Source organism: Phytomonospora endophytica (genome assembly GCF_014202425.1).
In the GTDB taxonomy this organism is placed as follows: domain Bacteria; phylum Actinomycetota; class Actinomycetes; order Mycobacteriales; family Micromonosporaceae; genus Phytomonospora; species Phytomonospora endophytica.
Genome location: NZ_JACHGT010000024.1, coordinates 1 through 25,807 on the forward strand (window position 1 = coordinate 1; position 25,807 = coordinate 25,807).

Annotated in this window: 27 protein-coding genes; 15 read left to right on the plus strand and 12 right to left on the minus strand. The window is 71.9% G+C overall.

What is annotated here, in order from left to right; all coding sequences use genetic code 11:
* Window positions 1-182: 182 nt before the first annotated feature.
* Window positions 183-1,538, minus strand: coding sequence for a UDP-glucose dehydrogenase family protein (locus HNR73_RS36710; RefSeq protein ID WP_184792775.1), 1,356 nt, complete (start codon window positions 1,536-1,538; stop codon window positions 183-185).
* Window positions 1,539-1,749: 211 nt separating this feature from the next.
* Between HNR73_RS36710 and HNR73_RS36715 the strand changes: the two genes are divergently transcribed.
* The 4 genes from HNR73_RS36715 to HNR73_RS36730 all read left to right on the plus strand — a co-directional run bounded on the left by HNR73_RS36715 (window position 1,750) and on the right by HNR73_RS36730 (window position 5,301).
* Complete coding sequence (locus HNR73_RS36715) at window positions 1,750-2,919, plus strand: acyl-CoA dehydrogenase family protein (RefSeq protein WP_184792685.1); 1,170 nt, start codon at window positions 1,750-1,752, stop codon at window positions 2,917-2,919.
* Window positions 2,920-3,779: 860 nt separating this feature from the next.
* Entirely contained in the window at window positions 3,780-4,010 is a 231-nt protein-coding gene (locus HNR73_RS36720; RefSeq protein WP_184792686.1) for a hypothetical protein, read from the plus strand.
* A 389-nt stretch (window positions 4,011-4,399) separates the two neighbouring features.
* Window positions 4,400-4,798 carry a low affinity iron permease family protein gene (locus HNR73_RS36725; protein WP_239122044.1) on the plus strand — a complete coding sequence of 133 codons (399 nt, stop codon included), beginning with the start codon at window positions 4,400-4,402 and terminating at the stop codon, window positions 4,796-4,798.
* Window positions 4,795-5,301, plus strand: a complete 507-nt coding sequence (locus HNR73_RS36730; protein WP_184792687.1) for a low affinity iron permease family protein — start codon at window positions 4,795-4,797, stop codon at window positions 5,299-5,301. The genes HNR73_RS36725 and HNR73_RS36730 overlap by 4 nt, the downstream gene beginning before the upstream one ends.
* A 195-nt stretch (window positions 5,302-5,496) precedes the next feature.
* On the opposite strand, the gene HNR73_RS36735 is transcribed toward HNR73_RS36730, so the two are convergent.
* Complete coding sequence (locus HNR73_RS36735) at window positions 5,497-5,862, minus strand: STAS domain-containing protein (protein WP_184792688.1); 366 nt, start codon at window positions 5,860-5,862, stop codon at window positions 5,497-5,499.
* A 206-nt stretch (window positions 5,863-6,068) separates the two neighbouring features.
* Complete coding sequence (locus HNR73_RS36740) at window positions 6,069-6,242, minus strand: hypothetical protein (protein ID WP_184792689.1); 174 nt, start codon at window positions 6,240-6,242, stop codon at window positions 6,069-6,071.
* 328 nt (window positions 6,243-6,570) lie between these two features.
* Here HNR73_RS36740 and HNR73_RS36745 point away from each other — a divergent pair, with 328 nt between their 5' ends.
* From HNR73_RS36745 to HNR73_RS36755, 3 genes are all read left to right on the plus strand, one after another.
* Window positions 6,571-6,978: a hypothetical protein gene (locus HNR73_RS36745; RefSeq protein WP_184792690.1), complete on the plus strand. Its 408-nt coding sequence runs from the start codon at window positions 6,571-6,573 to the stop codon at window positions 6,976-6,978.
* 205 nt (window positions 6,979-7,183) lie between these two features.
* Complete coding sequence (locus HNR73_RS36750) at window positions 7,184-7,729, plus strand: EF-hand domain-containing protein (protein ID WP_184792691.1); 546 nt, start codon at window positions 7,184-7,186, stop codon at window positions 7,727-7,729.
* Between the two features lie 750 nt (window positions 7,730-8,479).
* Window positions 8,480-8,779 (plus strand): DUF1490 family protein, encoded by a 300-nt coding sequence (locus tag HNR73_RS36755; protein ID WP_184792692.1) that lies wholly within the window; start codon window positions 8,480-8,482, stop codon window positions 8,777-8,779.
* A gap of 54 nt (window positions 8,780-8,833) precedes the next feature.
* Here the strand turns inward: HNR73_RS36755 and HNR73_RS36760 are convergent, their stop codons facing one another.
* Both HNR73_RS36760 and HNR73_RS36765 read right to left on the minus strand, forming a co-directional pair.
* Entirely contained in the window at window positions 8,834-9,757 is a 924-nt protein-coding gene (locus HNR73_RS36760) for an AfsR/SARP family transcriptional regulator (RefSeq protein WP_184792693.1), read from the minus strand.
* A gap of 199 nt (window positions 9,758-9,956) precedes the next feature.
* A complete protein-coding gene (locus HNR73_RS36765) occupies window positions 9,957-11,117 on the minus strand; it encodes a serine hydrolase domain-containing protein (protein WP_184792694.1) in 1,161 nt (386 codons plus the stop codon).
* Window positions 11,118-11,238: 121 nt separating this feature from the next.
* Between HNR73_RS36765 and HNR73_RS36770 the strand changes: the two genes are divergently transcribed.
* Window positions 11,239-11,895: a response regulator transcription factor gene (locus HNR73_RS36770; protein WP_184792695.1), complete on the plus strand. Its 657-nt coding sequence runs from the start codon at window positions 11,239-11,241 to the stop codon at window positions 11,893-11,895.
* A 1-nt stretch (window position 11,896) separates the two neighbouring features.
* On the opposite strand, the gene HNR73_RS36775 is transcribed toward HNR73_RS36770, so the two are convergent.
* On the minus strand, window positions 11,897-12,310 hold the full coding sequence (locus HNR73_RS36775) for a hypothetical protein (RefSeq protein ID WP_184792696.1): 414 nt from the start codon (window positions 12,308-12,310) through the stop codon (window positions 11,897-11,899).
* A gap of 163 nt (window positions 12,311-12,473) precedes the next feature.
* On the opposite strand from HNR73_RS36775, the gene HNR73_RS36780 reads away from it, so the two are divergent.
* From HNR73_RS36780 to HNR73_RS36790, 3 genes are read left to right on the plus strand one after another with little or no spacing between them, the layout of a single operon-like run.
* Window positions 12,474-12,839: a hypothetical protein gene (locus tag HNR73_RS36780; protein WP_184792697.1), complete on the plus strand. Its 366-nt coding sequence runs from the start codon at window positions 12,474-12,476 to the stop codon at window positions 12,837-12,839.
* A complete protein-coding gene (locus tag HNR73_RS36785) occupies window positions 12,836-13,318 on the plus strand; it encodes a hypothetical protein (RefSeq protein WP_184792698.1) in 483 nt (160 codons plus the stop codon). The genes HNR73_RS36780 and HNR73_RS36785 overlap by 4 nt, the downstream gene beginning before the upstream one ends.
* A complete protein-coding gene (locus HNR73_RS36790) occupies window positions 13,279-15,645 on the plus strand; it encodes a tetratricopeptide repeat protein (RefSeq protein WP_184792699.1) in 2,367 nt (788 codons plus the stop codon). Before HNR73_RS36785 ends, HNR73_RS36790 begins: the two co-directional genes overlap by 40 nt.
* Window positions 15,646-15,717: 72 nt before the next feature.
* Here the strand turns inward: HNR73_RS36790 and HNR73_RS36795 are convergent, their stop codons facing one another.
* Together HNR73_RS36795 and HNR73_RS36800 are read right to left on the minus strand one after the other, a co-directional pair.
* On the minus strand, window positions 15,718-15,918 hold the full coding sequence (locus tag HNR73_RS36795) for a hypothetical protein (protein WP_184792700.1): 201 nt from the start codon (window positions 15,916-15,918) through the stop codon (window positions 15,718-15,720).
* Window positions 15,915-16,409 (minus strand): MarR family winged helix-turn-helix transcriptional regulator, encoded by a 495-nt coding sequence (locus HNR73_RS36800; RefSeq protein WP_184792701.1) that lies wholly within the window; start codon window positions 16,407-16,409, stop codon window positions 15,915-15,917. The genes HNR73_RS36795 and HNR73_RS36800 overlap by 4 nt, the downstream gene beginning before the upstream one ends.
* A gap of 87 nt (window positions 16,410-16,496) precedes the next feature.
* Between HNR73_RS36800 and HNR73_RS36805 the strand changes: the two genes are divergently transcribed.
* The gene (locus HNR73_RS36805; protein ID WP_184792702.1) at window positions 16,497-18,614 is read left to right on the plus strand and encodes an MMPL family transporter; all 2,118 of its coding nucleotides are present in this window, start codon (window positions 16,497-16,499) and stop codon (window positions 18,612-18,614) included.
* Here the strand turns inward: HNR73_RS36805 and HNR73_RS36810 are convergent.
* From HNR73_RS36810 to HNR73_RS36820, 3 genes are all read right to left on the minus strand, one after another.
* Entirely contained in the window at window positions 18,547-19,728 is a 1,182-nt protein-coding gene (locus tag HNR73_RS36810) for a cryptochrome/photolyase family protein (protein ID WP_184792703.1), read from the minus strand. The genes HNR73_RS36805 and HNR73_RS36810 overlap by 68 nt on opposite strands.
* Before the next feature lie 35 nt (window positions 19,729-19,763).
* Complete coding sequence (locus HNR73_RS36815; protein ID WP_184792704.1) at window positions 19,764-21,758, minus strand: caspase, EACC1-associated type; 1,995 nt, start codon at window positions 21,756-21,758, stop codon at window positions 19,764-19,766.
* A gap of 132 nt (window positions 21,759-21,890) precedes the next feature.
* Entirely contained in the window at window positions 21,891-22,772 is an 882-nt protein-coding gene (locus tag HNR73_RS36820) for an SCO0930 family lipoprotein (RefSeq protein ID WP_184792705.1), read from the minus strand.
* Between the two features lie 250 nt (window positions 22,773-23,022).
* Between HNR73_RS36820 and HNR73_RS36825 the strand changes: the two genes are divergently transcribed.
* The 3 genes from HNR73_RS36825 (at window position 23,023) to HNR73_RS36835 (ending at window position 25,236) form a co-directional block, all read left to right on the plus strand.
* Window positions 23,023-23,907, plus strand: coding sequence for a DUF1996 domain-containing protein (locus tag HNR73_RS36825; RefSeq protein WP_184792706.1), 885 nt, complete (start codon window positions 23,023-23,025; stop codon window positions 23,905-23,907).
* 127 nt (window positions 23,908-24,034) lie between these two features.
* Complete coding sequence (locus tag HNR73_RS36830; RefSeq protein ID WP_221331323.1) at window positions 24,035-24,538, plus strand: sigma-70 family RNA polymerase sigma factor; 504 nt, start codon at window positions 24,035-24,037, stop codon at window positions 24,536-24,538.
* On the plus strand, window positions 24,535-25,236 hold the full coding sequence (locus HNR73_RS36835; RefSeq protein ID WP_184792708.1) for a zf-HC2 domain-containing protein: 702 nt from the start codon (window positions 24,535-24,537) through the stop codon (window positions 25,234-25,236). The genes HNR73_RS36830 and HNR73_RS36835 overlap by 4 nt, the downstream gene beginning before the upstream one ends.
* A 55-nt stretch (window positions 25,237-25,291) precedes the next feature.
* Here the strand turns inward: HNR73_RS36835 and HNR73_RS36840 are convergent, their stop codons facing one another.
* Window positions 25,292-25,681, minus strand: a complete 390-nt coding sequence (locus tag HNR73_RS36840) for an MmcQ/YjbR family DNA-binding protein (RefSeq protein ID WP_184792709.1) — start codon at window positions 25,679-25,681, stop codon at window positions 25,292-25,294.
* Window positions 25,682-25,807 lie beyond the last annotated feature (126 nt).

A 25,807-nucleotide genomic window follows, 5' to 3' on the forward strand; every position in this document is an offset into this window, starting at 1 on the left:
CGGCTTCGCCGCCCTGGCGTGCGGGGGGTCGGGGCCGCGCGCGCCCGGGGGCGGGCTGGCGGGGCCGGCCGGGCCCCCCCCCCCCCGCCCCCCCCCCCCCCGGCCGCCCCCCCCCCCGCCCCCGCCCCCCCCCCCCCCCCCCCCCCCCCCCGGGGGGGGGGGGGGGCCCGCTTCCGTGTGGTCTAGCCGTGCGCGGGCCGTCCCATGCCGCGGTATTTCCAGCCCGCGCCGGTCCACAGGACGGGGTCGAGGCTGTTCGTGCCGTCGATGACGCGGGCGTGGTCGACCAGGCCGGTCAGGGCGGCGGGGTCGGTGTGGCGGAACTCCTCCCAGGCGGTCAGGACGCAGACGAGGTCGGCGCCTTCGACGGCTTCGGGGATGTTCTTGGCGTATATGACATCGGGCACGACGTCCTTGGCGGTGGCCATGCCCTCGGGGTCGTAGGCGGTGACGACGGCTCCGGCGCGCATGAGTTTGCGGGCGACCGACAGGGCGGGGGAGTCGCGGACGTCGTCGCTGTTGGCCTTGAAGGTGACGCCGAGCAGGGCGATCTTCAGGCCCGACAGGTCGGGTCCGGCCGGACCCGATACGCGTCCGCACATCTCGGCGGCCATGGTCACGACCTTGGTGCGGCGGCGGGCGTTGATGCGGTCGACCTCGCCGAGGAAGCGCAGGGAGTCGCCGACGCCGAGTTCCTCGGCGCGGGCGACGAAGGCGCGGATGTCCTTCGGCAGGCAGCCGCCGCCGAAGCCGACGCCGGCGCGCAGGAACTTCGGGCCGATGCGGTCGTCGTAGCCGATCGCGCGGGCCAGCAGCGTGACGTCGCCGCCGGTGGTGTCGCACAGGTCGGCCATGGCGTTGATGAAGGAGATCTTGGTGGCCAGGAAGGCGTTGGCGGCGACCTTGACCAGTTCGGCGGTGGCGAAGTCGCAGGCCACGACCGGTACCTGGCGGTCCTCGGCGGCGGCGAGCTCGAACACTCCCTTGTGGACGGCGTAGAGCATGCCGCGCGCCCAGTCGCTGTTGACGCCGAAGACGACGCGGTTGGGGCGCAGGACGTCTTCGACGGCGAAGCCCTCCTGGAGGAACTCCGGCGACCACGCCACCTCGATGCCCGCCTCGGGCGGGGCGTGGCGGGCGACGAGTTCCTCGACCCACGTCGCGGTGCCGACCGGGACGGTCGACTTGCCGACGATCAGCGCCTTGCGTGACAGGTGGGGCGCGAGTTCGGTCACGGCCGCCTCGACGTAGGACAGGTCGGCGCCGTCGGAGTCGGGACGCTGCGGCGTGCCCACGCAGATGAAGTGCACGTCGGCGAACTCGGCGATCTCCTCGACCGAGGTGGTGAACCGCAGCCGCCCCGAGTCGATGTTGCGCTTGAGCAGCGCCTCCAGCCCGGGCTCATGGAAGGGCAGGACGCCCTGGGAGAGCTTGGCGACCTTCTCGACGCTGACGTCCATCCCGACGACCTCGTAACCGAGTTCGGCGAAACAGGCCGCGTACGTCGAACCCAGGTACCCGCAGCCCACGAAAGCCAGCCGTGGCCGCAGCGCACCGGAAGGTGGCGTGATGGGGTTGGACGGTGACGGTCCGTTGACCTGGACGCTCACTGAGCGGACCCCCTACTGGCGAGTAACGCTGTCGACGAGAATATGGTTCGTACTGCCGTACTGCTATGCCTAGGTATCCTCACAGCCGAAGCGAGCACACGGTGTCCTGATAGTTGACGGCGGGTGAAGGGCGAGGTAAATGGTGTTCGACGCGTACCGGTTGCCAGAGGAGCACGAGGCCATCCGCGCGGCCGCGCGCGAGGTCTGCGACGCCGAAGTGGCCCCCCGCGCCGCCGAGGCCGACGACACGGCGACCTTCCCGCAGGCCTCCTACGAGGCGCTGCGGGCGGCGGATCTGCACGCACCGCACGTACCCGAAGAGTACGGCGGAGCGGGCATCGACGCACTGGGCACGGCCATCGTCATCGAGGAGGTGGCACGCGCGTGCGCGTCCTCGTCGCTGATCCCGGCGGTGAACAAACTGGGTTCGATGCCGGTCCTGCTCGCCGGTTCCGAAGAGCTCAAGCGCGCCTACCTCCCGCCCGTCGCGGCCGGTGAGGGGATGTTCTCCTACTGCCTGTCGGAGCCCGAGGCCGGTTCGGACGCCGCCTCGCTCAAGACGAAGGCCGTCCGCGACGGCGACGCCTACGTCCTCAACGGCGCCAAGCGCTGGATCACCAACGCGGGCGACTCGAAGTTCTACACCGTGTTCGCGGTGACCGACCCGTCGGCGCGCAGCCGCGGCATCAGCGCCTTCGTCGTCGAGAAGGAGGACGAAGGGGTCAGCTTCGGCGCGCCCGAGCGCAAACTCGGGATCAAGGGCTCGCCCACGCGCGAGGTCTTCTTCGACAACGTGCGCATCCCCGCCTCCCGCCTCATCGGTAACGAGGGCGAAGGCTTCAAGATCGCGATGAAGACCCTCGACCACACGCGCGTGACGATCGCCGCCCAGGCCCTCGGCATCGCGCAGGGCGCCCTCGACTGCGCCGCCGCCTACGTCCAGGAGCGCCAGCAGTTCGGCCGCGCCATCGCCGAGTTCCAGGGCGTCCAGTTCATGCTCGCCGACATGGCGATGAAGCTCGCCGCCGCCCGCCAGCTCACCTACGCCGCCGCGGCCAAGTCGGAACGCAACGACGACGACCTGACCTTCTTCGGCGCCTCCGCCAAATGCTTCGCCTCCGACGTGGCCATGGAGGTCACGACGGACGCGGTGCAGCTGCTCGGCGGCTACGGCTACACCAAGGACTTCCCCGTCGAGCGGATGATGCGCGACGCGAAGATCACCCAGATCTACGAGGGGACGAACCAGGTGCAGCGGATCGTCATCGCGCGGCAGGTCCTCGCCAACGTGGGATCGGTCTTCGACTAGCGCGACGTGGAGCCCTCGCCGGTGTGGCCGGCGGGGGCTTTTCGCCGTCCCCGTTCCGCCGGTTCGGCCGAGGTCCGGCCGATCCCGCAGCGGCTCGTTCGCCGGGCCCGCGGCACTGAGGCGTCCGGGTGAATCTTGATCCGTGGCGGGCATTTCCAGGTGCGTTCGGCGTGGTGGGGCGTCGTCGGTGAGCAGCCGAGCCGCCGCCGGCCCGCACGAACGCCCTGTTCCGGACGCCGGCCCGCGCGGGAGGGAGTCGGCCGCCGCGCGAGTCGCGCGGCGGCCGACCGCCGCATCGGCCGGGACGCCCTATCCCGTGCGATGCGGGCGCCGGTCGTCGATCCGCGCGAACGCGGGATCGAAGCGGCAGACCGGGCGCCGGAAAGGAGCTGAGCTGCAGGTACCCCGGCGCCCGCGGGGTCCAAACCTCTCGGCCGGAACTTTCGCGTCGCGGCCCGGGGTTGATCGTGGTGGATACCTTGGTCATCGGGCAGTCCGGTCCGCACGGCGCCCGACGCCTCGGCGTCCCGGCATCCCCGGCACCGGCTCAAGACGTGGGGCCCGGCCCGCACGGTCGGGCGCTGCCCACCGCCTCGCCGGGGCCGGTCGGTCCCGGCGAGGCCTCCGCGGTCGGGGGGAAACGGCGTCTTTCCCGCTCTCTGACCGCTTTACCGTTGCGTGAACAACCCGTGGGCCTCCCATCACGTGTAGCGTCATGACCAGAGGGTCTGTGGATGTGCGTCCCCATCGTGGACATCGACCCCCAGGTCTCGACGGCTCGACGGTTCCACGTCGCCGGGGTACGGCGTATCGGCGGACGCTGCACGTTCCGCCGGGAACCTCAGCGAGGACTTCCGAAGATGGATGACACCGTCCGCACCTTCGTCGAACTGGTCAAACAGAAGCAGCACCGCATCGTCATGGACGTCGCCGCCGCCAATCTCGGCTCGCCGCTCCCCGACATCCAGGCGGCCCTCCGCGTCCGGCTCGTGGGCACCGGTGCCTCCGACGCCGAGATCGCCGCGTGGGCCGAGATGATCCACTCCACCGCCCGCGCGCCCCACCTGGACGACGCCGACCGACGCTCCTGAACGTGCCCGCGTCGTGAGTCGCGGGATCGACCGTCATGAGCGATCGGCATCGCCCTGAGGCGAGGAGAGAGCGCGCCCGGCACGCGCGTTCTCGGTTTCGCGCGGGTGCGTGGCGCCACCCGCGGAAGCGGCGAGGGCCCGCGCGCGGTGGTCGGCGCCCCCTGATATCGAGGCCCGGTGGCATGCCCACAGCGTCCATGGCCGTACCCCCCCCGCCGGAGGTCTCCCCGCGAGGCCGGCTCGGTCGGGCGGTGGATCCAGCGGACCGAGTGCCCGCGGAGTCGTATGCCTCGGGGCCGCACCGCGTCGGCGGTTTGCTTTCCGATCACCACGGGTAGCCAGACGGCGCCCGGCCTCGCTCGGTGCGGCGCCAGACGAGAGGAGAGGCCATGAGCCACCAGCACAAGCCTCACATGCCCAGCGACGTGACGTCTCAGGTCGGATTCTTCGATCGTTTCGCCCAGTCGGCGTCGAAGTTCTTCTCCAAGCCCTGGTTCTTCGCCTTCTGCGTCCTGCTCGTGCTGCTGTGGGCGCCGTCGATCCTGGTGATCAGCGAGGTCGACACCTGGCAGCTGATCATCAACACGACCACGACGATCGTCACCTTCCTCATGGTCGCTCTGCTCCAGAACACCCAGACGCGCTCCGACGAGGCCGTGCAGGACAAGCTCAACGCCATCGCCGAGATCCTCGCCGCCATGGCCGAGGAGAGCGGCTCCGAGGACGTGAAGGCGGCCGTCAAGGAGGCGAAGGCGGCCATCGGCCTCGAAGACAAGGAAAGCGCGTGAGCGGCCACGCCGGGCATCCCGACATCGTCGACGGGTTCCCCGTGCTGAAGGCCCGCGCCATGAACGGTGACGGCGAACCCGAGGCCACCGCCCCCCGCCCCGCGCACCACGGGAGCCCGGGCTCCGGGCGCGCCTGCAAGGCGAAGGGGCGCGAGGCCTGGATCGTGGCCGCCGTCGTCAACGGCGCCGGCTCGGTGGCGGCCGCGATCCTCGCGGTCGCCGGCGTCCTCGCGTGGGTGGTCGTCGGGCTGGCCGCCGGGTTCACCCGGTCCTGGCTCGACGTCCTGTTCGCCGTCAGCGGCGCCGTCACCCTCGTGACGGTCATCGTCATCCAGCACACCACCGGTCGCCGGTTTCGCGCGCTGACGCTCCAACTCGACGAACTCCTCCGCGTCGGCGACCGCCACATCGGCGCCGAGCGTTCCCCGCAGGAAACGCAGGAAGATCTCGAACACGACGTGGTGGAGGACCGTAGAGCCGACAATGGTCGTGAAGGGACGTGATGACTCGTGGAGAAGCACTTCGTCGACCACATGGAGGCCTTCGGCAACGGCTATCGCGATCCGCAGGACGTCGTGGGCCGTCTCCTTCCCCCAGCGGAGGTCAGAGCACCGCACGAGTGTGTTCCCGGCGTATGCCGAACCGACCCGGGCACCGAGGAGCCCGGGCCCGCGGCGGATTCGGCGACCTGAGGGTCGTCAGTCCTGGACGGCGCGCGCGGCCTCGACCGTCGCGAACACCGGCAGCGCCGTCAGCAGTCCGTTGGTCCGCAGCACGCTCGTCACGTGATCCTGCGGGCCGGCCAGCCGCATGGCGCCGTCCCGTTTCCACAACTCCTTGGCCGAGCGGATGAGCATCCCGATGCCACTGGAGTCGCAGAAACCGACCTCCGACATGTCGACGACGACGAACACGCCCGGCGCTTCGGACACGAGCGCATGAAACTCGTTGGCGACCGCGCCCTGAACCGCGATGTCCATCTCGCCGTACAACCGCATGACCCGAATGCCCGCCTCGTCGGCGACCTCGATGCGCAGGCCCTCAGGTTCGTCGAAACCCGTCATGCGGACACGCTAAGACACGCTTTGACCGGGCCGCAATCGCCCACCTGAAATCGAGGTGCGGGAGACGGCGTTCTGCCTGGAAGGCCGCCTTTGTGCGGGCCTTCGCGGGCCTGGCGCAACGGCCTCGCCGACCCGTTGCGAGCAAGGCCACAGCCGCACGTCCCGCCGCGGAGTCCGAAGTGGACTCCGCGGCCGGGCCGCGCCCGCTAGTCGCAGTGCCCGATCGGCGTGCACGAGCAGCGGTAGCACTTCTTGAGGTAGGTGAACTCGCACTTGTACCACCAGAAGTTCCGTAGCGCGCACGCCTGAGCCGCCCGCGCCCGCGAGGCTGGAACCAGCCGGGCGAGCAGCCTGTCGCCGAGTCTTCCCACGAACGTCACGTGACCTCCCGTTGCCGCGACCCGGACGTCCCCTGTGGACGGAACGGATCGTGCGGCCAATGTCCCTCACCGGCGGGCGAAAGTTCTTGAGCCGACCTTGACCGCACCGGCGACGGTGCTCGTTGGTGCCCCGGATCGCCCAGTGACCTGCGGAAACTCGCTGTCAGACGTCCTGTCAGGGCAACGTCAGGCCGGTGTCAGCACGGCCACCGATAGTTGCCCCATGACCGAGACCGGTGAGGCCGGGCAGGACGCGAACCGTCCCGCACCGGGCCCCGCCGCAATTAGTCTCATAACCATCGGAAAGCCGTTAAAGGAGCCCGCCGTCATGTCGATCACCCTTACCGACCAGGACAAGATCACCGTCTACAACGCCGCGCACGGTGCCGTCATGCTGATGTCCTTCGCCGGTGTCGCCAGTTCGCCCGGCAAGATCGCCGCGCACGGCAGCCTGGCCTTGACGTCCGCGACCGGTGCCGTCGGACACGTGCTGGCCAAGCGCCCGAAGGGCGCCAAGCTCGACGCCAAGTCGGCCGCCGCGCTGGCCGACCAGGTCTTCCCCGCCCTCACCGAGGCGGTCGCCCTGCTCAAGAAGCAGGACCCGGCCGAGGCGGAGAACTTCCGCAGCACCGTGACCATCGCCGTCGAGGCCGCCGCCGGCGCCCAGCGCGGTGAGGCGAGCCCGCCCGTGGTCGCGATGACCCGCAAGATCAGCGACGCCCTCGGCGCGGCCTGATCCGGCTACCGTCCAGTTCGACCACAGCCCCCGCCGGGAACGGCGGGGGCTTAGCGTGCCCGGCATCTGCATCGGACAGGGCGAGAGCGTGTGGCGCGATCTCCCGACTGACGTCTACCCGATTGCCCCCGAACGGCCGCCGGGGCATGGTCGGATGAGACTGCCCGTCCACAAGGGCGGGACCCATCGTCAGGGGGAGGAATCCATGCTCACCGAATTCCAGCGGCGCAAGGTCGACCGGTCCTTCCGGCACTTCGACGTCAACGCCGACGGCTTCATCGACGTCCGGGACGGCGGCAAACTGGCGCAGGCCTACATCAACGGGCTCGGCCCGACCGACCCCTTCGTCCAGCTCGCCGTGCACGAGCGCGTCGAGATCTACTACCGGCAGCTGGCCCGCGGCCTCGACGCCGACAAGGACGGCCGGATCTCGCCGGCCGAGTTCCGCGAGGTCTTCGCCCACGCGATCGTCGCCCCCGCCGACGGCTTCGGGCGCTACCTGCAGCCGCTCGTCGACGTGGTGTTCACCTGCTGCGACGACGACGGCGACGGCCGCATCGACCGCCGCGAGTTCCTGTCGCTGCAGAAGCTCCTCGGGACGACCGAGGTCGCCGCCGAGCAGGCCTTCCGCCGCCTCGACAGCGACGGCGACGGGCGCATCTCCCGCGAGGAGTTCGCCGCCGCCGCGCGGGATTACTACACGGGCGACGACCCGGAGGGGCCGGGGACGGCGCTGTTCGGGGAGGTGTGAGGTTCGGGCGCTGGGTGGGGCCCGGCGTGGGTGGGTGCGGGCGGCGCGTGGTGGGGTGCGGGCTGGTGGCGTGGGCGTTCTCGTGTGCCCGGGGCTCGGTGTGCGGTGTGCGGTGTGCGGTGTGGCGCGAGTGTGGTGTGTCCGGCGGTGGCGGGGCGTTGGGGCGAGCTGATCGTTTGGTCGCGTGTCGCCGCGTACGTGGGGCCTCGGCGTGCTGTGACACGCCGCCCGCGGTCTTTGTGGGCGTGGCGTGGTGGCGGCGGACGGCCGGGCCGTGAGGCGTGGTGGCCGGAGGGGCTCTGCCGGCATATATGCGGGTCACACCAGGCGCCCCCGATACGAGGATCGCGCGCGGGTGTGACAGTTCGCCCCGGCCCGCCACGGTCGGGGGTCTTGCACCCGCGCCTACCTCACGCCTTCGCTCCCCACCGTTCCGCGAGCACCCGCCGCGCCTCTCCGCCTCCGCGCCTCACCTCTCCGCGAGCACCCGCCGCGCCTCTCCGCCTCTGCCTCCGCATGGCCGAGCTCGTCCTGGACGGCCAGGGCGCGTTCGTGGTGTCCACGGGTGGCGGGGTGGCCTGTCGCCGTCGTGTTGTCGCCGCGGTGGCGGAGGACGGTGGTGGAGGGCGTGAACTAGGGGGTGTCTCAGCCCGTCAAAGGCTCACCCTCGCCGTCTCCCCGGCACCACCGCCGCCTACGGCGACGGTGTCCTCTGCGCCGTCGGTGGAACCGTCGACGAGGCCCAGACCGGTGCCGTGGCGAGGCCGGGCGGTCGCCGACTTGGGCGAAGAGTGTGGCGGCATCGCCGAAGGCCTCGTCGGCGTGGTCGTGCTCGCCCAGGCGGTGAGGGGCGAAGCCGATGCCCCAGGCGCCCGCGCGGCCGTGTGGGGCGCCGAGTTCGGTGTGCGGCGCCAGCGCCTCGCGGCTGTGGTCGAGGGTCTCGCGGCTTTCGCCAAGGTCGGCCAGGTGGTGGCCGATGCTGTTGAGCGACACGGTGATCCCGCGCCGGTGCCGGTGGCGCCGAACAGGTCCAAGGCCTGCCGGGAGTGATCGAGGGCCTCGGCGTGGCGTCCCCGCCCGTCGAACGGCACCGACAGGCTCTGGTCAGTGTGACGCGACCGGCCCGCGCCGGCGGGAGCCCGGCGAGGCTCGCGGCGGCCGCGGTCGAGACCTCAGTGCCGGGGTACGGCCCGAGGAGGCGGAACATCCGGCCGCCGCGTCGCCGTAAGCGCGGTACGACCAGGAGAACACCGAGCGCTCTCGTGATTTCCTCACCGCTGTCGAAGGCGTCGAGGCCGATGCAGGCCGCGTGCAGTTCGGCGGCGAACCCGGCCAGGGGCACGCCCGGGCGCGGCGCGGCCCGGGCGGCGATCGCCAGCGCAGGCGGGAGCCCGCGCACCAGGCGATGAGTTCGTCGTCGGCGGACGCGTCGGTGCGCAGCCGCGCCCGCAGCAGGTCGCGGGACTCGGCGGCCGACAGCACGTCCGGCCCGACCGGGACCGCCGTTGCGTAACGAGGAGCGCTCGGTGAGCTCGCGCAAGGGCGCGGCGAGTTCGGTGCAGTTCCCGGTGGCGAGATCGAGGTAGGTGAGCCGCTCCAGCGCGCCAGGTGGCGCTCGGTCAGACCCGGCCGCTCGGTCCGCTCAAGCTCGGCGGAGGAGAGGTCCTGGAAGGGTTCTCCGCGCCACAGCGCCAAGGCCTCGGTCAGCAGAGGCCGCTCGGCCGCCGGGTCGACGGCCTCGGCCGCGTCGTCGAGTAACCATCCGAAGTGGAGGGTGTCGAGGCCGTCGGGGACCCGCAGCGCGAAACCGGTCGGTGAGGTCGCGATCCGTTCGGCGCCGTGGATCCCTCGCAGGCCGCCGATGTAGGTCTGGAGGCTGCCTTTCGCGCTCGCCGGAAGCCGCTCCTCCCACACGGCCTCGGCGAGCCGCCTGACCGGCACGGGCCCACCGGCCGCCAGCACGAGGACGGCGAGGACGGTGCGCGGACGTCCGCCGCCCGCTTCGATGTCCTCGTACCCGGCTGTCACCCCTCCGGCGGCCGACGGTCTTCGCCGCGGCCCAAGTCACCGTCGGGTCGGATGAGCGACCGCGCGGTATTCCGGACCTCAACGTAGTGTCCACATCGGACCGAAGAGTCTCGTGTGCGGCCGTTCCCGCGCCGAGGGGACTCGACGGCCCGCCCGGCGGGGGAGCGGGCATGGCCGTCGAGTCCGGTCCGGGGGTCGGTCAGCGCGTGATCAGCTCGCGGCTCTTCTCGACCAGCGGGTTGACGGCACCGTCGTAATTGGACAGTACGACCGAGACGTACTCCCGCTCCGGGAACAGGTCGAGGCGGGCCGAGGCGCCCGGCGCGCTGCCGGAGTGCCCGTGCACACGACGGCCGTTGACGACGGAGTCGCGGTGGCCGTACCCGTAGAACGACACGCTCGCGAGAGGGTCGGCCGGACCGTCCGCCGGTGCCAGTGGCACCTTCCCGCCGGTGAGCAGCCCGGTGAAGGATTCGCCGAGCAGCTCGTGCGAGGACAGCGCGCACGCGAAGCGCAGCATGTCCGGCGCGGTGGAGTACGCGCCCCCGGCCGGGCCGTAGCTGAACGGGAAGTACGGGCTTTCGCTGAAGTCGAAGCGCGTGCCGTCGGGCTGTGTCGCGTAGGGCCGCGCGATCCCCTTGCCCGCGCGGACTTCGGGCGCGGAGTGGAAGGCCGTGCGCGTCATGCCGGCCGCCGCGAAGACGTTCTCGCGCACGTAGTCGAAGTACGACCGTCCCGAGACGCGCGCGACGACCGCGCCGAGCAGGAAGTAACCGTCATTGCTGTACACGTGCCGGATTCCCGGCGGCGTGAACTGCGGGGGCGTGTTCCGGACGAGGTCGACGGTGCCGTCCATGACCTCGTCGAAGGTGTCCCATTCGAGGCCGGGCGGCTCGCCGTGACCGAGCGGCGGCCGCCCGAGACCCGAGGTGTGGGTGAGGAGCTGGTGGAGGGTGACCTCGGGCGGGAAGCCGTCGAGGTACGTGCTCAGCCTGTCGTGGAAGGAAAGGGATCCGCGTTCGGCGAGCTGTGCGATCGCCACCGCGGTGAAGATCTTGGTGATCGAGCCGAGGCAGAAGACCGTGTCGACGGTGTTGGCCGTCCCCGCCGCCTTGTGCGCCTTGCCGTGCGCGCGGGCGAGGACCGGGCGGCCGCGGTGGGCGAGCAGGACCGTCCCGGAGAAGCGGTCTTCGGCGGCCAGCGCCGCCGCGAGACGGTCGTAGGCGCCGCCGGGCCGCAGGTCGGCCGGGACGTGCCGGCCGGACGAGGCGGCGGCCGACGCCGGCGTCGCCGCCAGGACGCCCGCGGCGAGCGGGGCGGCGGTGATGAGTCCCAGGAGGGATCTGCGGGTCTGCGCCATGGCGCTTCTCCTTGCGGTGGCGGGGATCTGCGAACCCGGTCCGTTCTACCGGCGCGGCCCGATCGCGGCCCGATGCGGCGCTCATACCCGGGCCATAGGTCCGCGCTGGGATACTTCGGGCGTGCGGGTGCTGCTGGTGGAGGACGAACGGCCCCTGGCCGGGTACATCGCGGTCGGGCTGCGCAAGCACGGCTTCGCCGTGGACGTGGCCTTCGACGGTCAGGAAGGGCTCGACAAGTGCGAGCTGACGCCCTATGACGTCGTGGTCTTGGACCGGGATCTCCCGGTCGTGCACGGCGACACGGTGTGCCGTCGGCTCGCCGAGCGCGGGACCGCGCGGGTCCTGATGCTGACGGCGTCGGGCACCGTCGAGGACCGGGTGGACGGCCTGACGCTGGGCGCCGACGACTACCTCGGGAAGCCCTTCGCCTTCAGTGAACTGGTGGCGCGGGTGCGGGCCCTGTCGAGGCGCAGCGTCCCGGCGCGACCGCCGATCCTGCGCTCGGCCGACCTCGTGGTCGACCCGGCCCGCCGGACGGCCGAGCGGGGTGGACGGCTGCTTTCGCTGACGCCCAAGGAGTTCGGCGTGCTGGAACGGCTGCTCGCCGCCGACGGTGACGTGGTGAGCGCCGAGACCCTGCTCGACAAGGTGTGGGACGAGCACGCCGACCCGTTCACCAACGCCGTCCGCATCACCGTCGGCACCCTCCGCCGCAAGCTCGGCGAGCCGCCGCTGATCACCACCGTGACCGGTGCGGGGTACCGGATCCGGGCGTGAGCTACTTCCCTTCGCGGCCCGCCCGGGCGGCGCGGACGTCGGCGTCGCCGTAGACGGTGCGGACGCCGGAGAAGGACATGCCGGAGGCCTCCGCGAGCGAGGTGAGCGTGTAGGAGCGCGGCCGGACGACCTCGCGTCCATAGGCGACGAGCGCGCGGATCTCGGCCTCGGCGCGTTCCTTGCGGGCGCGGGCGCCGGCGAGCGCCGACAGCAGCGGGTCGGCGTCCCGCGCGTGCCAGGCGGCGGCCAGTTCATCCATAAGGGACGTTCGCCGCGCGGAGATCTCGGCGAGGGCGGCGGTGTAGGTCTCGGCGGCGGCGGGGTCCCCGGCGATCCCGGCCGGTGGCTCCGGGCGGGGATGGGCTATCGCGGCGATGTCGGCGAGCAGCGGGTGGAAGGCATGGTCGGTGGTCATGGGAGCGATGCTACCTCGATTTGCGATGATCGCAAATTCTTGTGTCGTTCGCAGAGGATGACGTGTCCGCAACTTGTCCGGAGATGCCGCTCCGCCGTTGTCGCAGGTCCCGCGCCGGAGGCACGATCGGGACCTCAATGACACCGGCGTGGAGGTGGGGAGGGTGAGCATGGGCATCGGTGCGTTCCGCGATCCGATGACGGCTCTGCGACGGCTCGGTGGGGCCGTCACCGTCGAGTCCGCGAATCACAACAGACTGGCGCGACTGAAGGCCGTGCAGGCCCATCTCGCCGCCGAACGCACTCCCGGCCCCGACATCGCCACCGGCATGCTCGCGGTCTCCCTGGTGGCCAACGCCCTCACCGCGCACGGCCGGCTCTCCGAGATCGACGGCTGGCCGAGCCAGGAGTCGCTCACCGACTCCGTCCGCGAGCTGGGCCTGCGGCTCGGCCGCGAGAGCGAACTGCCGACCCACATCGAGCTGCGCAGGCCGGACGGCTCGACGCTTCGACTGGCGAGGGCGTCATGAGGGCCTGGCTGGCGCTGTGGCGCTGCGGCCCGCTCGTCGTCGCGGCCGCGCTGGTGCCGGTTCCCTTCGCGCTGTCGGGAACCGTTCCGTGGACGCTTCCCCTGGCACTGGCGGTGACCGGCGCGCTGATGCGCTACGGCTCGAAGGGCTTCGTCGACTGGCGCGCCGCCCACCTCGACCGGATGTTGCGATCGACACCGGTCGTGCACCGGGGAGTGCTGCGGGCCCGCGCGGTCGCCGCCTGGGAGGTGCAGACCCAGATGCGGCGGCGCTTCGGCCTCACCGACGCCGTCACCGATCCCGACGAGGACCTCCTGTCGGGTGCCGACGCGGTCCACTTCGCACTGTCCCCAACGGACGGTCGCTCGGCCGAAAGGCATGCCGAACCCGGCTGTGCGAGGGAGCCCGCCGAAAGCGTTTCGGTGGGGATAATGTTCGCGTGTCCCGACGTCCCCTCGAAGACGCGCTCGTCACCCTAGGCAGGGCGATGCGCGCAGCGCGCGAACGTCGCGGCGTGTCCCTGCGGTCCATGGCCGCCCGTCTGGGATACGGGCACAGCGCCTTCACCGACTACGAACTCGGCCGGCGCCTGCCACCGCAGGACATCCTGGACGGCTACGAGAGCATCCTGGAGTTCAACGGCGGCCTGTCCGACCTGCGCCGGGCCGTGCTCACCCACCGTGCGATGGCCGCGCGCGGCGACCGGCCCGTCGCCCAGCTGCCCGCCGCGCCGGCCGTGTTCGTCGGCCGCGAGAGCGAACTGGCCGCTTTACGGCGCCACGCCGAGACCGCCGCCGAAGGCGAACGCCCGGTGACCGTCCTGGTCCACGGGCCGCCCGCCGTCGGCAAGACCGCCCTCGCCCTGGCCGCCGCGCACACCGCCGCGCGGATCACCGGTGCCTTCGACACCGTGCTGCACCTCGAACTCGCCGACGCCGAACGCCCGATCGGCGCGGCCCTGCACTACATGCTCACCGCCCTCGGCGTCGGCGAGCCGGACATCCCGCCGTCCACGGCGGGGCGCTCGGGGCTGCTGCGTTCGCTGCTGGCGCATCACGGGACGCTGATCGTCCTGGACAACGCCCTCAGCGCCCGCCAGATCGCGCCGCTGCTCCCCGGCGGGGGCCGCTCGCTGGTGCTGATCACGAGCCGTTCACGCTTCGCCGATCCGTCCATCGACCACGAGCTCGCGCTGCCCCCGCTGCCCGACGGGCACGCGACCGTCCTTTTGCGACGGTTGATCGGCGCCGAACGTTGCGACGGGGAGCCCGAGGCGGTGGGCAGCGTGGTCGCCGCGTGCGCCGGATTGCCGCTGGCCCTGCGGATCGCCGCGCACCGGATCCTCGGCGCGCCCGACTGGCCGGTCGCGCACTACGCCGGCCAACTCTGCGACGAGCAGCGCCGGCTGGCGGCGCTCGACGTGCCCGGCGGGGAGGTCCGCGCCGCCTTCGACCTGTCCTATGAAGCCCTGCCCGAGCCCGCGCGGGTGCTGTTCCGGCGGCTGGCGCACGTGCCGGGAGGCGTCGTCGGCGAACGGCACGCGGCCCTGCTGACCGAAGGCGGCGACGCCGCCGCGCTGCTCGCCGACCTGGCCACCGCGAGCCTGATCGCGCCGACCGAGCGGCCGGGCCGCTACCGCGTCCACGACCTGCTGCGGGTCTACGCCGCCCACCGGCTGGACCTCGACGAGGCGCCCGAGCTGCGGGAGGAGGTGCGGGCGAAGCTGTTCGACCGCATGGTCGGCGAGGCGATCGCGGCCGGGCACGGGCTCACGCCGGGCGCCGAACCCGGCTACCCGGGTGGCAGCGAGGCCGCACTGTCCTTTCTGGACGAGGAGGCCGAGGGCGTCCTCGACGTGCTCGCCCTGCTGGCGCGGGAGCACGGCGAGATGGCGCCGCGCACGCTCGGCCGGCTCGTCGAGGCGATGGCCTGGTACTGCGACCACCGCTGCCGCTGGACCCTGCTGCGTTCGGTCGGGCGGCACGCCCAGACCCTCGCGGCACGACTCGACGACCCGCTGCTGGAAGCGGTGTCCCGCAACGCGATCGGGCTGTCCTACAGCGAGGGGAACCGTCCGGCCGCCGCCGTCGCCCATCTGGAGAAGGCACTCGTCGCCGCCCGTCGCGCGGGAGAGTGGGCCGAGGAGGCCGAGACGCACGGCTTCCTGGGGCTGGCCACGCGCAATCTCGGCCGCTTCGCCGAGGCTTCGGCGCATCACCGGGCCGCCCTGGCGATCTACGAGGGGCGCGGGCACAAGCGCGGGACCGCGCAGGAACTCGGCCGGCTCGGGCACGCGCTCAGCCTGCACGGCGAGTACGACGAAGGGCTGACGGAGCTCCGCCGCGCGCTGGGGCTCTGGCAGGCGCTGGACGCGCCCCGGTCGGCGGCGATGGCCCGCTACCGGCTGGCCGCCGTGTACATCCACTGTGGACGGGCGCTGGATGGGCTCGCCGAGGCCCGCGCCGCCCGCGCGGTCTTCGAAGAGGTCGCCGACACCTGGGGCATCGCCGCCGCCGGGCAGATCACCGGTGCCTGCGAGCAGGCCCTCGGCGAGCACGGCCGTGCCGTGACCGCGCTGCGTGAGGCCGCCGAGGGCTTCGACCGGCTTGCCGACCGCTTCCGCCAGGTCCAGACCCTGCGCGTCCTCGCCGGGGTCCACGCCGCGGCGGGCGCGACGGACGCCGCCGAGGCGGCCCGCCGCCGCGCGCTGCACATCCTGGGACAGCTGGAGTCCACGCCGGTCATCGCGGCCGAACGCGCGGTGCTGGAGGGGGTCGCGGGTGCGGAGGGGCCCCCGTTCTTGTGACTCAGAGCGGGAACGCGGTCGTCCGCTCGCCGGGCCGCGGCCGGTGGCCGTGGGTCTGGCGCGTCGCGCCTATCAGCGGCGGCACGTGGGAGGCGGCGACGCCAACGGCCCGACGAGGCGGGACGCGAGCTTCTCGTCCCGGAGATCGCCGAAGATCCGGCTGAGCGAGGGGTCCCCGGTGTTGCCGTCGTCCTCCTCGACGCGGGCGGCGGCACGGCAGGCGATGAGCGTCCGCGAGCCGAGGAGGGCCGGGCGGAGCCCGAACGGCCTCACTCCTTCGCCAGATCACCCCGCACCGTCACGGTCGCCTCGATCGAGGCGGTCAGGAAGCGGACGATCGTGGCGCGCTCCTCCGGCGTGAACTCCCGCCAGCGGTCGCCGAACTCGACCGCGAGGGGCGCGAAGAACCCCGAGCCGACCCGCCGCGCCTTCTCGGTCATGTCCAGCTCGATCTTGCGGCGGTCGGCGGGGTCGCGGGTGCGCCTGAGGTGGCCGCTGGCCTCCAGCCGGTCGAGGGCCGATGTCGTCGCCGATGGGCTCAGGTGCAGCGCGGCGGCGAGGGACCCCGGCGACATGCGCCGGCCGCGGCGGGTGGCGTCCATGACGACGGCGAGCGCGTTGAGGTCGGTGCGGTGCAGGCCGTGCGCCTCACCGAACATCTCGGCGAAGCGCGCCGATTCCACCGTGAGCTGCCGCAGCAGCCGGATGAGCAGGCCGTCGGCGGTCTCAGGGTTCGGCAGGGAGCCGTTCGCGTCTGCCGCCATGTCGCCCACGTGCTCTCCTCGCCCTCGGGTTATCGTTTCGATCAGCGAAAGATTCGATCATCGAAATTATTTCGGAGGACCACCGTCATGGCCCCTGGCAATCCTGCTGCAAGCGAGACCGACGGCGGCCACCGCCCTCGCCGCGTTCTCCGATGGCTGCTGCCGGCCCTGGCGGTGCTCGCCTGGCTGGCCGTCGGCGGCCTCGGCGGCTCCTACACGGGCAAGCTCAGCGAGGTCACCACCAACGACTCCGCCGCCTTCCTGCCCGCCTCCGCCGAGGCGACCGAGGTCACCGAACTGCTCCGCGGCTTCGACACCGACAGTGCCATCCCGGCCGTCGTCATCGCCGAACGGCCCGGCGGCCTCGCCCCCGGTGACGTCGAGTACCTCGCCGGCGTCGACTACGGCACGCGGGTCTCGCCGCCGCTGGAGTCCGACGACCACGAGGCCGCCCAGGTCATCGTGCCCCTGACCGGCGACCCCGGCGAAGGCGTCGAGAGCATCCGCGCGGCCCTCGCCGAACCGCCCGCCGGACTCACCGTCCTGGTCACCGGGCCGGCGGCCCAGGTCGCCGACCTCGGCGAGGCGTTCAAGGGCATCGACGGCCTGCTCCTGCTGGTCACCGCCCTCGTCGTCGGCCTCATCCTGGTCGTCGTCTACCGCTCGCCGCTGCTGCCGCTCGCCGTCCTCGTCTCCGGCGCCTTCGCGCTCGGCCTGGCCAGCCTCGCCGTCTACTTCCTCGCCGACGGCGGCGCCCTCGAACTCAACGGGCAGAGCCAGGGCATCCTGTTCATCCTCGTCTTCGGGGCCGCGACCGACTACGCCCTGCTGCTCGTCGCCCGCCTGCGCGAGGAGCTGCGCGACACCCCCGACCGCGTGGACGCCGTCCGCCGGGCCTGGCGCGCCACCATCGAACCCATCGCCGCCTCCGCCGGGACCGTCATCCTCGGCGTGCTCTGCCTTCTTTTCAGTGATCTCAACTCCAACCGCACCCTCGGCCCGGTCGCCGCGATCGGCATCGGCGCGGCCTTCCTCGCCTCGGTCACCTTCCTCCCGGCCGTCCTCGCGCTGCTCGGCCGGGCCGCCTTCTGGCCGCGCCGACCCCTCGTCGGCTCGCCGCATCCCGAGGCGAGCGGTCTGTGGGCGCGGGTCGCGAAACTCATCGACGCCAAACCCCGCGCGGTCTGGATCGTCACCGTCCTCGTCCTGCTCATCGGCGTGGCCTTCGTGCCGCAGCTGAAGGCCGACGGCACCGCCCAGTCCGACATCTTCCTCACCGACGTCGACTCCGTGGCCGGTCAAGAGGCACTGTCGCGGCACTTCCCCGGCGGCAGCGGCTCCCCGACGGTCATCATCGCCCGGGCCGAGTCCGCCGACGCGGTCATCGCCGCCGCCCGGGTCGACGGCGTCGAGCAGGTCGGCCTGTCGGGACGTCCCGGCGAGGCGCCGAAGGTCGTCGACGGCCTCGTCCGCATCGACGCGGTCCTGTCCGACCCGAGCGACTCCGAGGACGCCGTCGACACCGTCTCCCGCATGCGCGAGGCCGTCCACGCCGTCCCCGGCGCCGACGCGAAGGTCGGCGGACCCACCGCGACCCAGCTCGACACCGAGAAGACCTCCGAACGCGACCGGAGCGTCATCATCCCCATCGTGCTGCTGGTGATCTTCCTGGTCCTCGCGTTGCTGCTGCGCTCGCTGCTCGCGCCGGTCCTGCTCATCGCGACCGTCGTGCTGTCCTTCGCGGCGACCATGGGCGTATCGGCGCTCGTCTTCAACGACGTCTTCGGCTTCCCCGGCGCCGACCCCGTCGTGCCGCTGTTCGGATTCGTCTTCCTGGTCGCACTGGGGATCGACTACAACATCTTCCTCATGACCAGGGTCCGTGAGGAGTCCAAGACCCTCGGCACCAGACGCGGAACCCTGCGCGGCCTGACCGTCACCGGCGGCGTGATCACCTCGGCCGGCGTCGTGCTCGCCGCGACCTTCTCGGCCCTGGCGGTCCTGCCGATCCTGTTCCTGGCGCAGATCGCGTTCATCGTCGCCTTCGGTGTCCTGCTCGACACGCTCATCGTGCGCTCGCTTCTGGTCCCGGCGCTCACCGTCGACATCGGACGGTGGATCTGGTGGCCGTCGAAGCTCAGCCGAGCCAGCGCCGAACGTAGTCCCCGTCCGGATCGAAGCGAGCCTGCTGGCGAACGGGATTGAAGCGGCGGTAGGGCTTGGAGTCGTTGCCCGTCCCGGCCGTCCACTGCCAGTTCCCGCAGTTGTTGGCGACGTCGGCGTCGAGCAGTCGTTCGGCGAACCAGGCCGCCCCGGCCCGCCAGTCGAGGCCGAGCGTCTTGGTCAGGTAGGAGGCGGTGATCATCCGCGCGCGGTTGTGCATCCAGCCCTCCGCGAGCAGCTGGCGCATACCGGCGTCGACGACCTCGACGCCGGTCTCGCCGGCCTTCCACTTCTCCAGGGCCTCGGGGTCGTCCGCCCAGTCGTCGTCGGCGTTCGGGCGGTAGGCCTCGGTGGCCAGCTTCGGGAAGGCCGCCAGGACCTGGTGGTAGAAGTCCCGCCAGCACAGCTGCCGGACGAACGCCGACGGCACACGCGGATCGGTCGCCAGGGCCAGCGGTGAGACGCACCCGAAGTGCAGGTACGGGCTCAGCCGCGAGGTGCCGTCGACGGCCAGGGCGTCGTGCAGGTCGGCGTAGTCCGCCGACCGGGGCGCCCAGTCGTCGAGCCGGTCCTGCGCGGCCTGCTCGCCGCCGGGCATCAGCGGCGACGTCTTCGCCGCGCCGAGCACCTTTCGCGGATCGTCGCCGGTGAAGCCGTCGGGCAGGCGGATGCTCGCCGGGGCCTCGCTCGGGTCGCGCCACGGCGCGGCCTCCCAGGCCCGCCAGTACGGCGTGAAGACCTTGTAGTGGTCGCCGCCCGTGCTCGGCAGGACCTTCCCGGCGGGCACGACCGTGACACCGGGAAAGGTGCGGACCTCCAGACCGTGGTCGCGCAGGGACTTCTCGCGGGCCTTGGCGTAGGCAGAGACGTCGGAGGTGAGCGCGACCTGCCTCGTCCCCGCCTCGGCGGCCACCTTCGCGACGACCTCGGCCGGTGCGCCCTCGCGGACCAGGAGGTCCCCGCCGAGCCGCCGCAGGGATTCGCGCAGGTCGGCGAGGGACTCCGCCAGGAACCGCCGGCGCGGTGGCGAGGCCCTGATCGCCGGGTCGACGACGAACAGCGGCACCACCCGTTCGGCGACCGCGCAGGCCGAGGCGAGCATCGGGTTGTCGTGCACGCGGAGGTCGCGGGTGAAGAGCAGAACGATCGTGCGCATCCGCCGACGCTACCGACGCCGGTGCCCGAAAGTGGTCAGACGCGCGGATTCCAGGCCAGCGCGAGATCGCCGACGGTGTCGGTCCCACGCTGCTGCGGCGCCGGGAGGCCCCGCGCGACCAGTGCGGTCCGCAGATGCGGGAAGAGATGCGCGACGCGGATCAGCTCCTCGCCGTTGTCGATCCCCTGGCGCAGCAGGGAGACCAGTGCGCCGGTGAAGGCCGAGTGGCGCTCGCCTTCGGGCGCGTGGGCACGGCGGGTCGGCGAGGTCGCCGCGAGGATGTAGGTCCCGGCGATGTCGAGCTGGCCCGTGGGATCGCCGTACTCGGCGAGGGTGCCGACGGCACGGCCGGCGTAGCAGCAGTCGAGGACGACGACGCGGTTGCGGGCCGGGCTGTCGCGGACGAGGTCGCGCAGGCGGTCGTAGGGGAGCGCGGAATGCTTGCGGCGGGGGAGTTCGGTGGCCTTGAGGCCGAGATAGAGATCGCCGTCGGATTCGACGAAGCCGTGCCCGGCGAAGTAGACGAGGAGGGTGTCGGTGGCGGACTCGGCGGCCTCGGCGATGCGAGGGAGGTCGGTGATCGAGGGGTCGAGGTGACGGTGGACGCGGGCGGGGTCGAAGGCGCTGGCGAGGACGTCGGCGAGGTCGGCGAGGTTGTTGGCGACGGCGGGGATGTCGGGGAGGGCGGGGTCGTCGTAGGCGCCGGTGCCGATGAGGAGGGCGGTGGAGGCGGGAGCGTGGGGCAGGCGGGTCGGCGAGCGGGACGGCTTGGGGCGGGCGGGTTCCGGTTCCTCGGCGAGGGTGATCTCGGCGGCGGGGATACCGGTGAGATCGGCGATCGTGGCGATGACGTCGTCGAGGCCCACCGGCGGGGTCCCCTCATCGGCCGGTGCCTTCATGCGCCGTGCCGCGCCGACCTCGTCGAGCAGGCCGATGGCCTTCGCTGGCAGATGGCGGTCGGTGATGAAACGGTCGGCGAGTTCGGCGACGGCGGACAGAACGCCCGAGCCGAATGTGACGCCGTGGTGCTCCTCGTAGGTGTCCCGAACGCCCAGCAGCACGGCACGCGTCTCCGCCACCGACAGTTCCGGCACCGGGATCGGACGGCAGTGACTGTCCAGAATGGACCCGCGGGCGGCATGGCGGCGGTACACGTCCGGCGGCATGGTGAGGATGACCTGGAGATCCCCGCGCGCGATCAGGGACCAGAACACCGACGCGACCGAGCCGGGTTCGCTGCGGGGGTGCAGATCGAGGTACCGGTCGGCGTTGTGCACGCAGAGGAGCACCGAGGACGCCGTCGCGGCCTTTTCGAAGATCACGCGCAGGCGCCCCTCGAAGTCGGTGCTCCGGTCGGTGATGAGCTCGTGCCAGTCGATGAGGACGAGTTCGCGGTCGAGCAGCCGCGGGGGCGCCTCGCCCGCGGCGAGGCGCCGGGCCAGTCCATTGAGGACGGCGCGCCGGCCCACACCGGCCTCACCGATGAGCACGGGGTTGTTCCGGGACCGGAGGGAGAGGATCTGGACGAGGCGGTCGATCACGCCGTCGCGGTTCAGGGCCGGGCGGACCCGGCCCTCGCGGGCGGCCTGCCCGAGACGAACTCCGAAGGGGCTGGGACGCGTCACGGCGACACTCAACGCCGACAGGGATCCGTCGGCGCGGGAGAGCAGGGCCCGGCCGCCTTCGTGCCGCAACAGGCCGAGCAGCAGGTCCGAGGCCTCGACGCGCTCGCCGCCGACCGCGTGGGACTCGGCCTGCGCGAGGGCGAGAACGCGCCGAAGCTCGTTCGTCGGCGGCACCGCCGGCCCGGCCTCGTGAGGGCGCGACGACGCTCGGGAACGCAGGTTCGAGTACTCGTCATCGAAGCCGAGATCGATCAGGTGCCGCTGGACGGGACTTCGTACGGCGGTGAGCGCCCACAGCAGCTCGCCCAGACCGGCTTCGGTGGATCCCTGATCCCGCGCGCGCAGCCGCGCGGCGGTCATCACATCCTGTCCGTAGCCGTCTTCGAGGTTCCAGCTCGACGCCATGTCCCCACTGTTCCAGACATGCGGAAGCCCCCGCCCGGGGCAGGCGAGGGCTTCCAGGTGAGAGGGAAGGTCTGGTCGGTGCGGCCGCCGTCCACTGGAACGGCACGGACGCGTCCCGGTGAGAGGGAGGGTCTAGTAGGTGTACGTGCTGCCGGTCGTCGCGATCGGCTTGCCGTCGTTGGCGAACTTCCCGTCCGGCGTCACCGCGAAGAACGTGCCGTCGGCACCGCCGTGCCCGTTGACCTGACCGGGCGCGGTGTCCTGGGCGAACCGGTAGAGCGGCCAGCAGTCCAGCGAGCTCTGGGTGGAGCCGTCCTCGCGCTGGAAGCTCGTGATCGGGGCCTGGATGCCCTGCGAGCCCTCAGCCTTGATGGCGGGCACGGGAGGCCACGCGGTGGCGCACTGGCCGTTGCAGGTCGAGGCCATCGGGTCGTCGGTGTCGCCCTTGTGGCGGTAGAGGGCGTAGCCCTCGGCGTCGACGACGATCGTGCCCAGCTGCGGGTGCTGGATCGTGCTCAGAGGGCCCTTGGCGAGCACGGGCGCGGCGGGCTGGCCGGCGCGCTTGCCGTCGGGCGTGACCGCCCACCACTTGCCGTTGACGCCCTGCCCGAGGGTGTCCCCGGGGTTCTTGTCACCGGCGTAGCGGTACAGCAGGTAGTTGTTCAGCATCGACTGGCCGGAACCGTCGGAGCGGCTGAAACTGCCGAGAACGCTCGCGTCGATGCCGGTCAGGTTCGCCGCGTCGACGCTCGGCGAGGGCGGCCACGCCGCCGCGCATTCGCCTTCACAGTTGGACTTCGGCGGTTCGGAGGTGTCGCCGTCGAAGCGGTAGAGGACCCAGCCCTTCTCGTCGACGACGATCTCGCCGAGCTTCGGGTCGTCGATCGTCGACAGGGCCGCGCCCTCGGCCTCGTTGGCGACCTGGTCGGTCGCGGGACTGTTCGTGGTCGCATAGCCACACCCGGTGAGTCCGAGGACCAGTACGGAGGCGGCGACGATCATCAGCTTCTTCATGGTTTTTCAAGCCCTTCAATCGCCCGGGAAAAGGTCCCGGGGCGCGAGTCTTCGATGGCCTCGATCGGCCGGCGGTCGATGCGGTGGACCGACCCTTCCGGCTCGTCGTGCCGCACACCTAGGGATACGCGGGGTCGCGCGGATCGGTTCACCAGAAGTTCGGATTCGGTCAAGATTTATTGCGGCGTAAGGCATCCGTGCTGCTCAAGCGGCCCGTCCACGAGGTCTCGCCGACCGCTAGTCTGCTTCCATGCGAACGGACATCGCCGTCCGTGCGGTCCTCGCGGTGGCGCTCGCCCTCGTGGCCGCCGGGTGCGGGAACGCCGGCACGGCCGACATCACCACCGTGCCCGCGGTGGCCGCGCCGCCGGCGCTGCCCGGCGCGTCGACGGGCGAGTACCGCTTCGACTGCGGCGACGGCGGTGAGGGACACCGCAACGCCGACAACATGATCACCAGTCCCGGCCGGAGCGGCGCCGCCCACCACCTCCACGAGTACGTCGGGAACGTCTCCACGGGCGCGGGCTCCACCGACGCCTCGCTGGCCGCCGCCGAGACGACGTGCCTCAACGGCGACCGCTCGGCCTACTACTGGCCGGTCCTGCGCACCGGCGAACCACACCGCGGCGAGGTGCGGACTCCGTCCAATGTGGAGTTGAGCTTTCTGGGAAACCCGACGGGGCCGGTGATCGCCGCCCCCGACACCATGCGGATGCTCGCCGGGAACGCCAAGGCCGTCACCAGCGGCGGTGCCTTCGCCCGGCCCAGCTGGTCCTGTGAGGGCTTCCGCGACCGCCTCACCAACACCTATCCGTCCTGTCCCGACGGTGCCGCGACCCTGCGGATCCACGACTTCCCCAGCTGCTGGGACGGCCGCCGCACCGACAGTCCCGACCACCGCGCGCATCTGGCCTATCCGTCTCCGGTCAACGGTGCCTGTCCTCAAGGGACTTTCGCGGTGCCGCGGTTGCGCGTGGTCCTGTCCTATGAACTCGACGGCGACGACTTCGTCATCGACACCTTCCCCGAGGAGAAGAACAGCGCCGTCGCCGATCACGCCGACGCGGTGCTGGCCATCGGGCCCGAGCTGATGGCGGCGATCGTCGGCTGTCTCAACGGTGAGCGGAGCTGCTGAGAAAAGTCCGGCGCGGGTGAACCGTTCCGCCGCCGCCTACGTGATGGAGCGTGACGGCAGATGAGAGAGGGACGAACCCATGGCTGGACTGTGGCCGCGCAAGCGCGAGCGAGCCAGCGGTGAGGCGTTGGTCCGGTCGCTGTACGAGGAGCACGGTTACGCGCTCCTCGCCTACGCGACCCGGATCACCGGTGACCGCGCGGCGGCCGAGGACGTGCTGCAGGAGACCCTGTTGCGGGCCTGGAAGAACGCCTCGTCGCTGTCCGACACCGAGGGCTCGGTACGGGCGTGGCTGTTCACGGTCGCGCGCAACATCATGACCGATCGCTTCCGCGCCAAGGCCTCCCGCCCGGCCGAGCAGGCCGAGAGCGAGACGGTCGTGCCGGTCGCCAAGGACCACGCTCCGCAGGTGGTCGACTCGATGCTGGCCTACCAGGCCCTCGACACGCTGTCCGAGGAGCATCGCGACGTGCTGGTCGAGCTGTACCTGCGCGGTCGCAGCGTCACCGAAACGGCCGAGACGCTGGGCATACCGCCCGGTACCGTCAAGTCGCGTTCCCATCACGCGTTGCGCAAGCTGAGGGACCGTTTCGGTCCGACGATGACGGCGCTGGAAGGAGTGGCGGGATGAGCGAGCACGAGCAGCGACTGCTGGGTGCCTACGCGCTGGGCACCGTCGACCCGGACGAGCGCCGGGAGATCGAGGCGCACCTGGCCGACTGTGCCGAGTGCCGCGCGGAACTGGACGAGCTGGAGGAGGTGAAAGTCATGCTGGACGCGGTACCGCCCGAGGCGATGCTGGAAGGCCCGCCCGGAGCCGACCACGTGCTCGACGCGACCCTGGCGAAGATGCGGGTCGCGGAACGCTCGGATTCCCTGCGGCGCCGGTTGTTCACGCTCGCCGCGGGCGTGGTCGCCATCGCGGCCGTCGCGGTCGGCGGTGTCCTCGCCGGACGGGCCACGGCGCCCGCCCCCGACGCGCTGCCGCCGCCGCCCGGCGTGACGGTCCCGCCTCCGGTGGAGGGCACGAAGTCGGGCACGACGGTCGACGCCGACACCGGCGCCCGCCTCACCGCCTCGGTGATCCCGGCCGACGGCTGGGTACGGGTGACCACCGCCGTCAACGGGATCCCCGAAGGCGAGCTGTGCCGGATCGAGGTCCTCGGTGCCGACGGGACCGTCGAGGTCGCCGGAAGCTGGCGGGTCTCGGCGAAGGGTGCCGCCGACGGGACCACATTGGACGGTGCGGCGATCGTCCCGCCCGACGAGGTCAGCGCCGTGCGGATCGTCAACACGGCCGGGAAGGTGTTCGTGTCATTGGCCTTCTAGAGCCGGGGCGGCGGGAGGCGGAGGGGCCGGTGCGTGAGCACCGGCCCCTCCCATGTCACGTCGTCCGCTGTAATCCCCTGGCCGTCAGGCCGATGGCCCGGACGTGCTCGTAGGCCTCGGTCAGGACGGTCCGCCATTCCTCGGGGTCCTCGGGGAGCGGGATCGACACCCACTCCTTCATCAGCCGCCCGCCGGCCTCGTAGGGCACGGCGCCGGTCGTCGCGATCAGGCCGGCGGCCCGGTCGGCGGGCAGCTTCACGATCAGCCTGTCCGCGTAGAGGAAGGCGAACATCTTCCCGCCGACGGTCAGCGTCTCGCTGCGCAGCGAGCGGCCGGGGCTCACGTCGGGCTTGGCCAGCTCGACCGCGGCGAGGGCCGCGTAGAGGTCTCGTGCGGCGCTGCCGGTGGGATCGGTCATCGGTTCGCTGTCTCCGTTCGCGATCATTCGAATGTTTGTACGATGAGACTGTACGAGTGTGCCAGAGTGGGGCCTTTTCGGCACCCCGGTTCGCCCGGACGTGTCACACCTCGATGTGTGGCCGCCCCACACCGCCACCCTCTGTGCCCCCGC

Excerpts from the sequence above, each read along its gene's own strand:
- HNR73_RS36765 (WP_184792694.1), bottom strand. The coding sequence starts at position 11,117 with ATGGCGCAGACCCGCAGATCCCTCCTGGGACTCATCACCGCCGCCCCG.
- HNR73_RS36825 (WP_184792706.1), top strand. The coding sequence starts at position 23,023 with ATGCGAACGGACATCGCCGTCCGTGCGGTCCTCGCGGTGGCGCTCGCC.
- HNR73_RS36840 (WP_184792709.1), bottom strand. The coding sequence starts at position 25,681 with ATGATCGCGAACGGAGACAGCGAACCGATGACCGATCCCACCGGCAGC.
- HNR73_RS36720 (WP_184792686.1), top strand. The coding sequence starts at position 3,780 with ATGGATGACACCGTCCGCACCTTCGTCGAACTGGTCAAACAGAAGCAG.
- HNR73_RS36750 (WP_184792691.1), top strand. The coding sequence starts at position 7,184 with ATGCTCACCGAATTCCAGCGGCGCAAGGTCGACCGGTCCTTCCGGCAC.
- HNR73_RS36715 (WP_184792685.1), top strand. The coding sequence starts at position 1,750 with ATGGTGTTCGACGCGTACCGGTTGCCAGAGGAGCACGAGGCCATCCGC.
- HNR73_RS36800 (WP_184792701.1), bottom strand. The coding sequence starts at position 16,409 with ATGGCGGCAGACGCGAACGGCTCCCTGCCGAACCCTGAGACCGCCGAC.
- HNR73_RS36815 (WP_184792704.1), bottom strand. The coding sequence starts at position 21,758 with ATGGCGTCGAGCTGGAACCTCGAAGACGGCTACGGACAGGATGTGATG.
- HNR73_RS36775 (WP_184792696.1), bottom strand. The coding sequence starts at position 12,310 with ATGACCACCGACCATGCCTTCCACCCGCTGCTCGCCGACATCGCCGCG.
- HNR73_RS36735 (WP_184792688.1), bottom strand. The coding sequence starts at position 5,862 with ATGACGGGTTTCGACGAACCTGAGGGCCTGCGCATCGAGGTCGCCGAC.
- HNR73_RS36745 (WP_184792690.1), top strand. The coding sequence starts at position 6,571 with ATGTCGATCACCCTTACCGACCAGGACAAGATCACCGTCTACAACGCC.
- HNR73_RS36820 (WP_184792705.1), bottom strand. The coding sequence starts at position 22,772 with ATGAAGAAGCTGATGATCGTCGCCGCCTCCGTACTGGTCCTCGGACTC.
- HNR73_RS36810 (WP_184792703.1), bottom strand. The coding sequence starts at position 19,728 with ATGCGCACGATCGTTCTGCTCTTCACCCGCGACCTCCGCGTGCACGAC.
- HNR73_RS36725 (WP_239122044.1), top strand. The coding sequence starts at position 4,400 with ATGAGCCACCAGCACAAGCCTCACATGCCCAGCGACGTGACGTCTCAG.
- HNR73_RS36805 (WP_184792702.1), top strand. The coding sequence starts at position 16,497 with ATGGCCCCTGGCAATCCTGCTGCAAGCGAGACCGACGGCGGCCACCGC.
- HNR73_RS36835 (WP_184792708.1), top strand. The coding sequence starts at position 24,535 with ATGAGCGAGCACGAGCAGCGACTGCTGGGTGCCTACGCGCTGGGCACC.
- HNR73_RS36785 (WP_184792698.1), top strand. The coding sequence starts at position 12,836 with ATGAGGGCCTGGCTGGCGCTGTGGCGCTGCGGCCCGCTCGTCGTCGCG.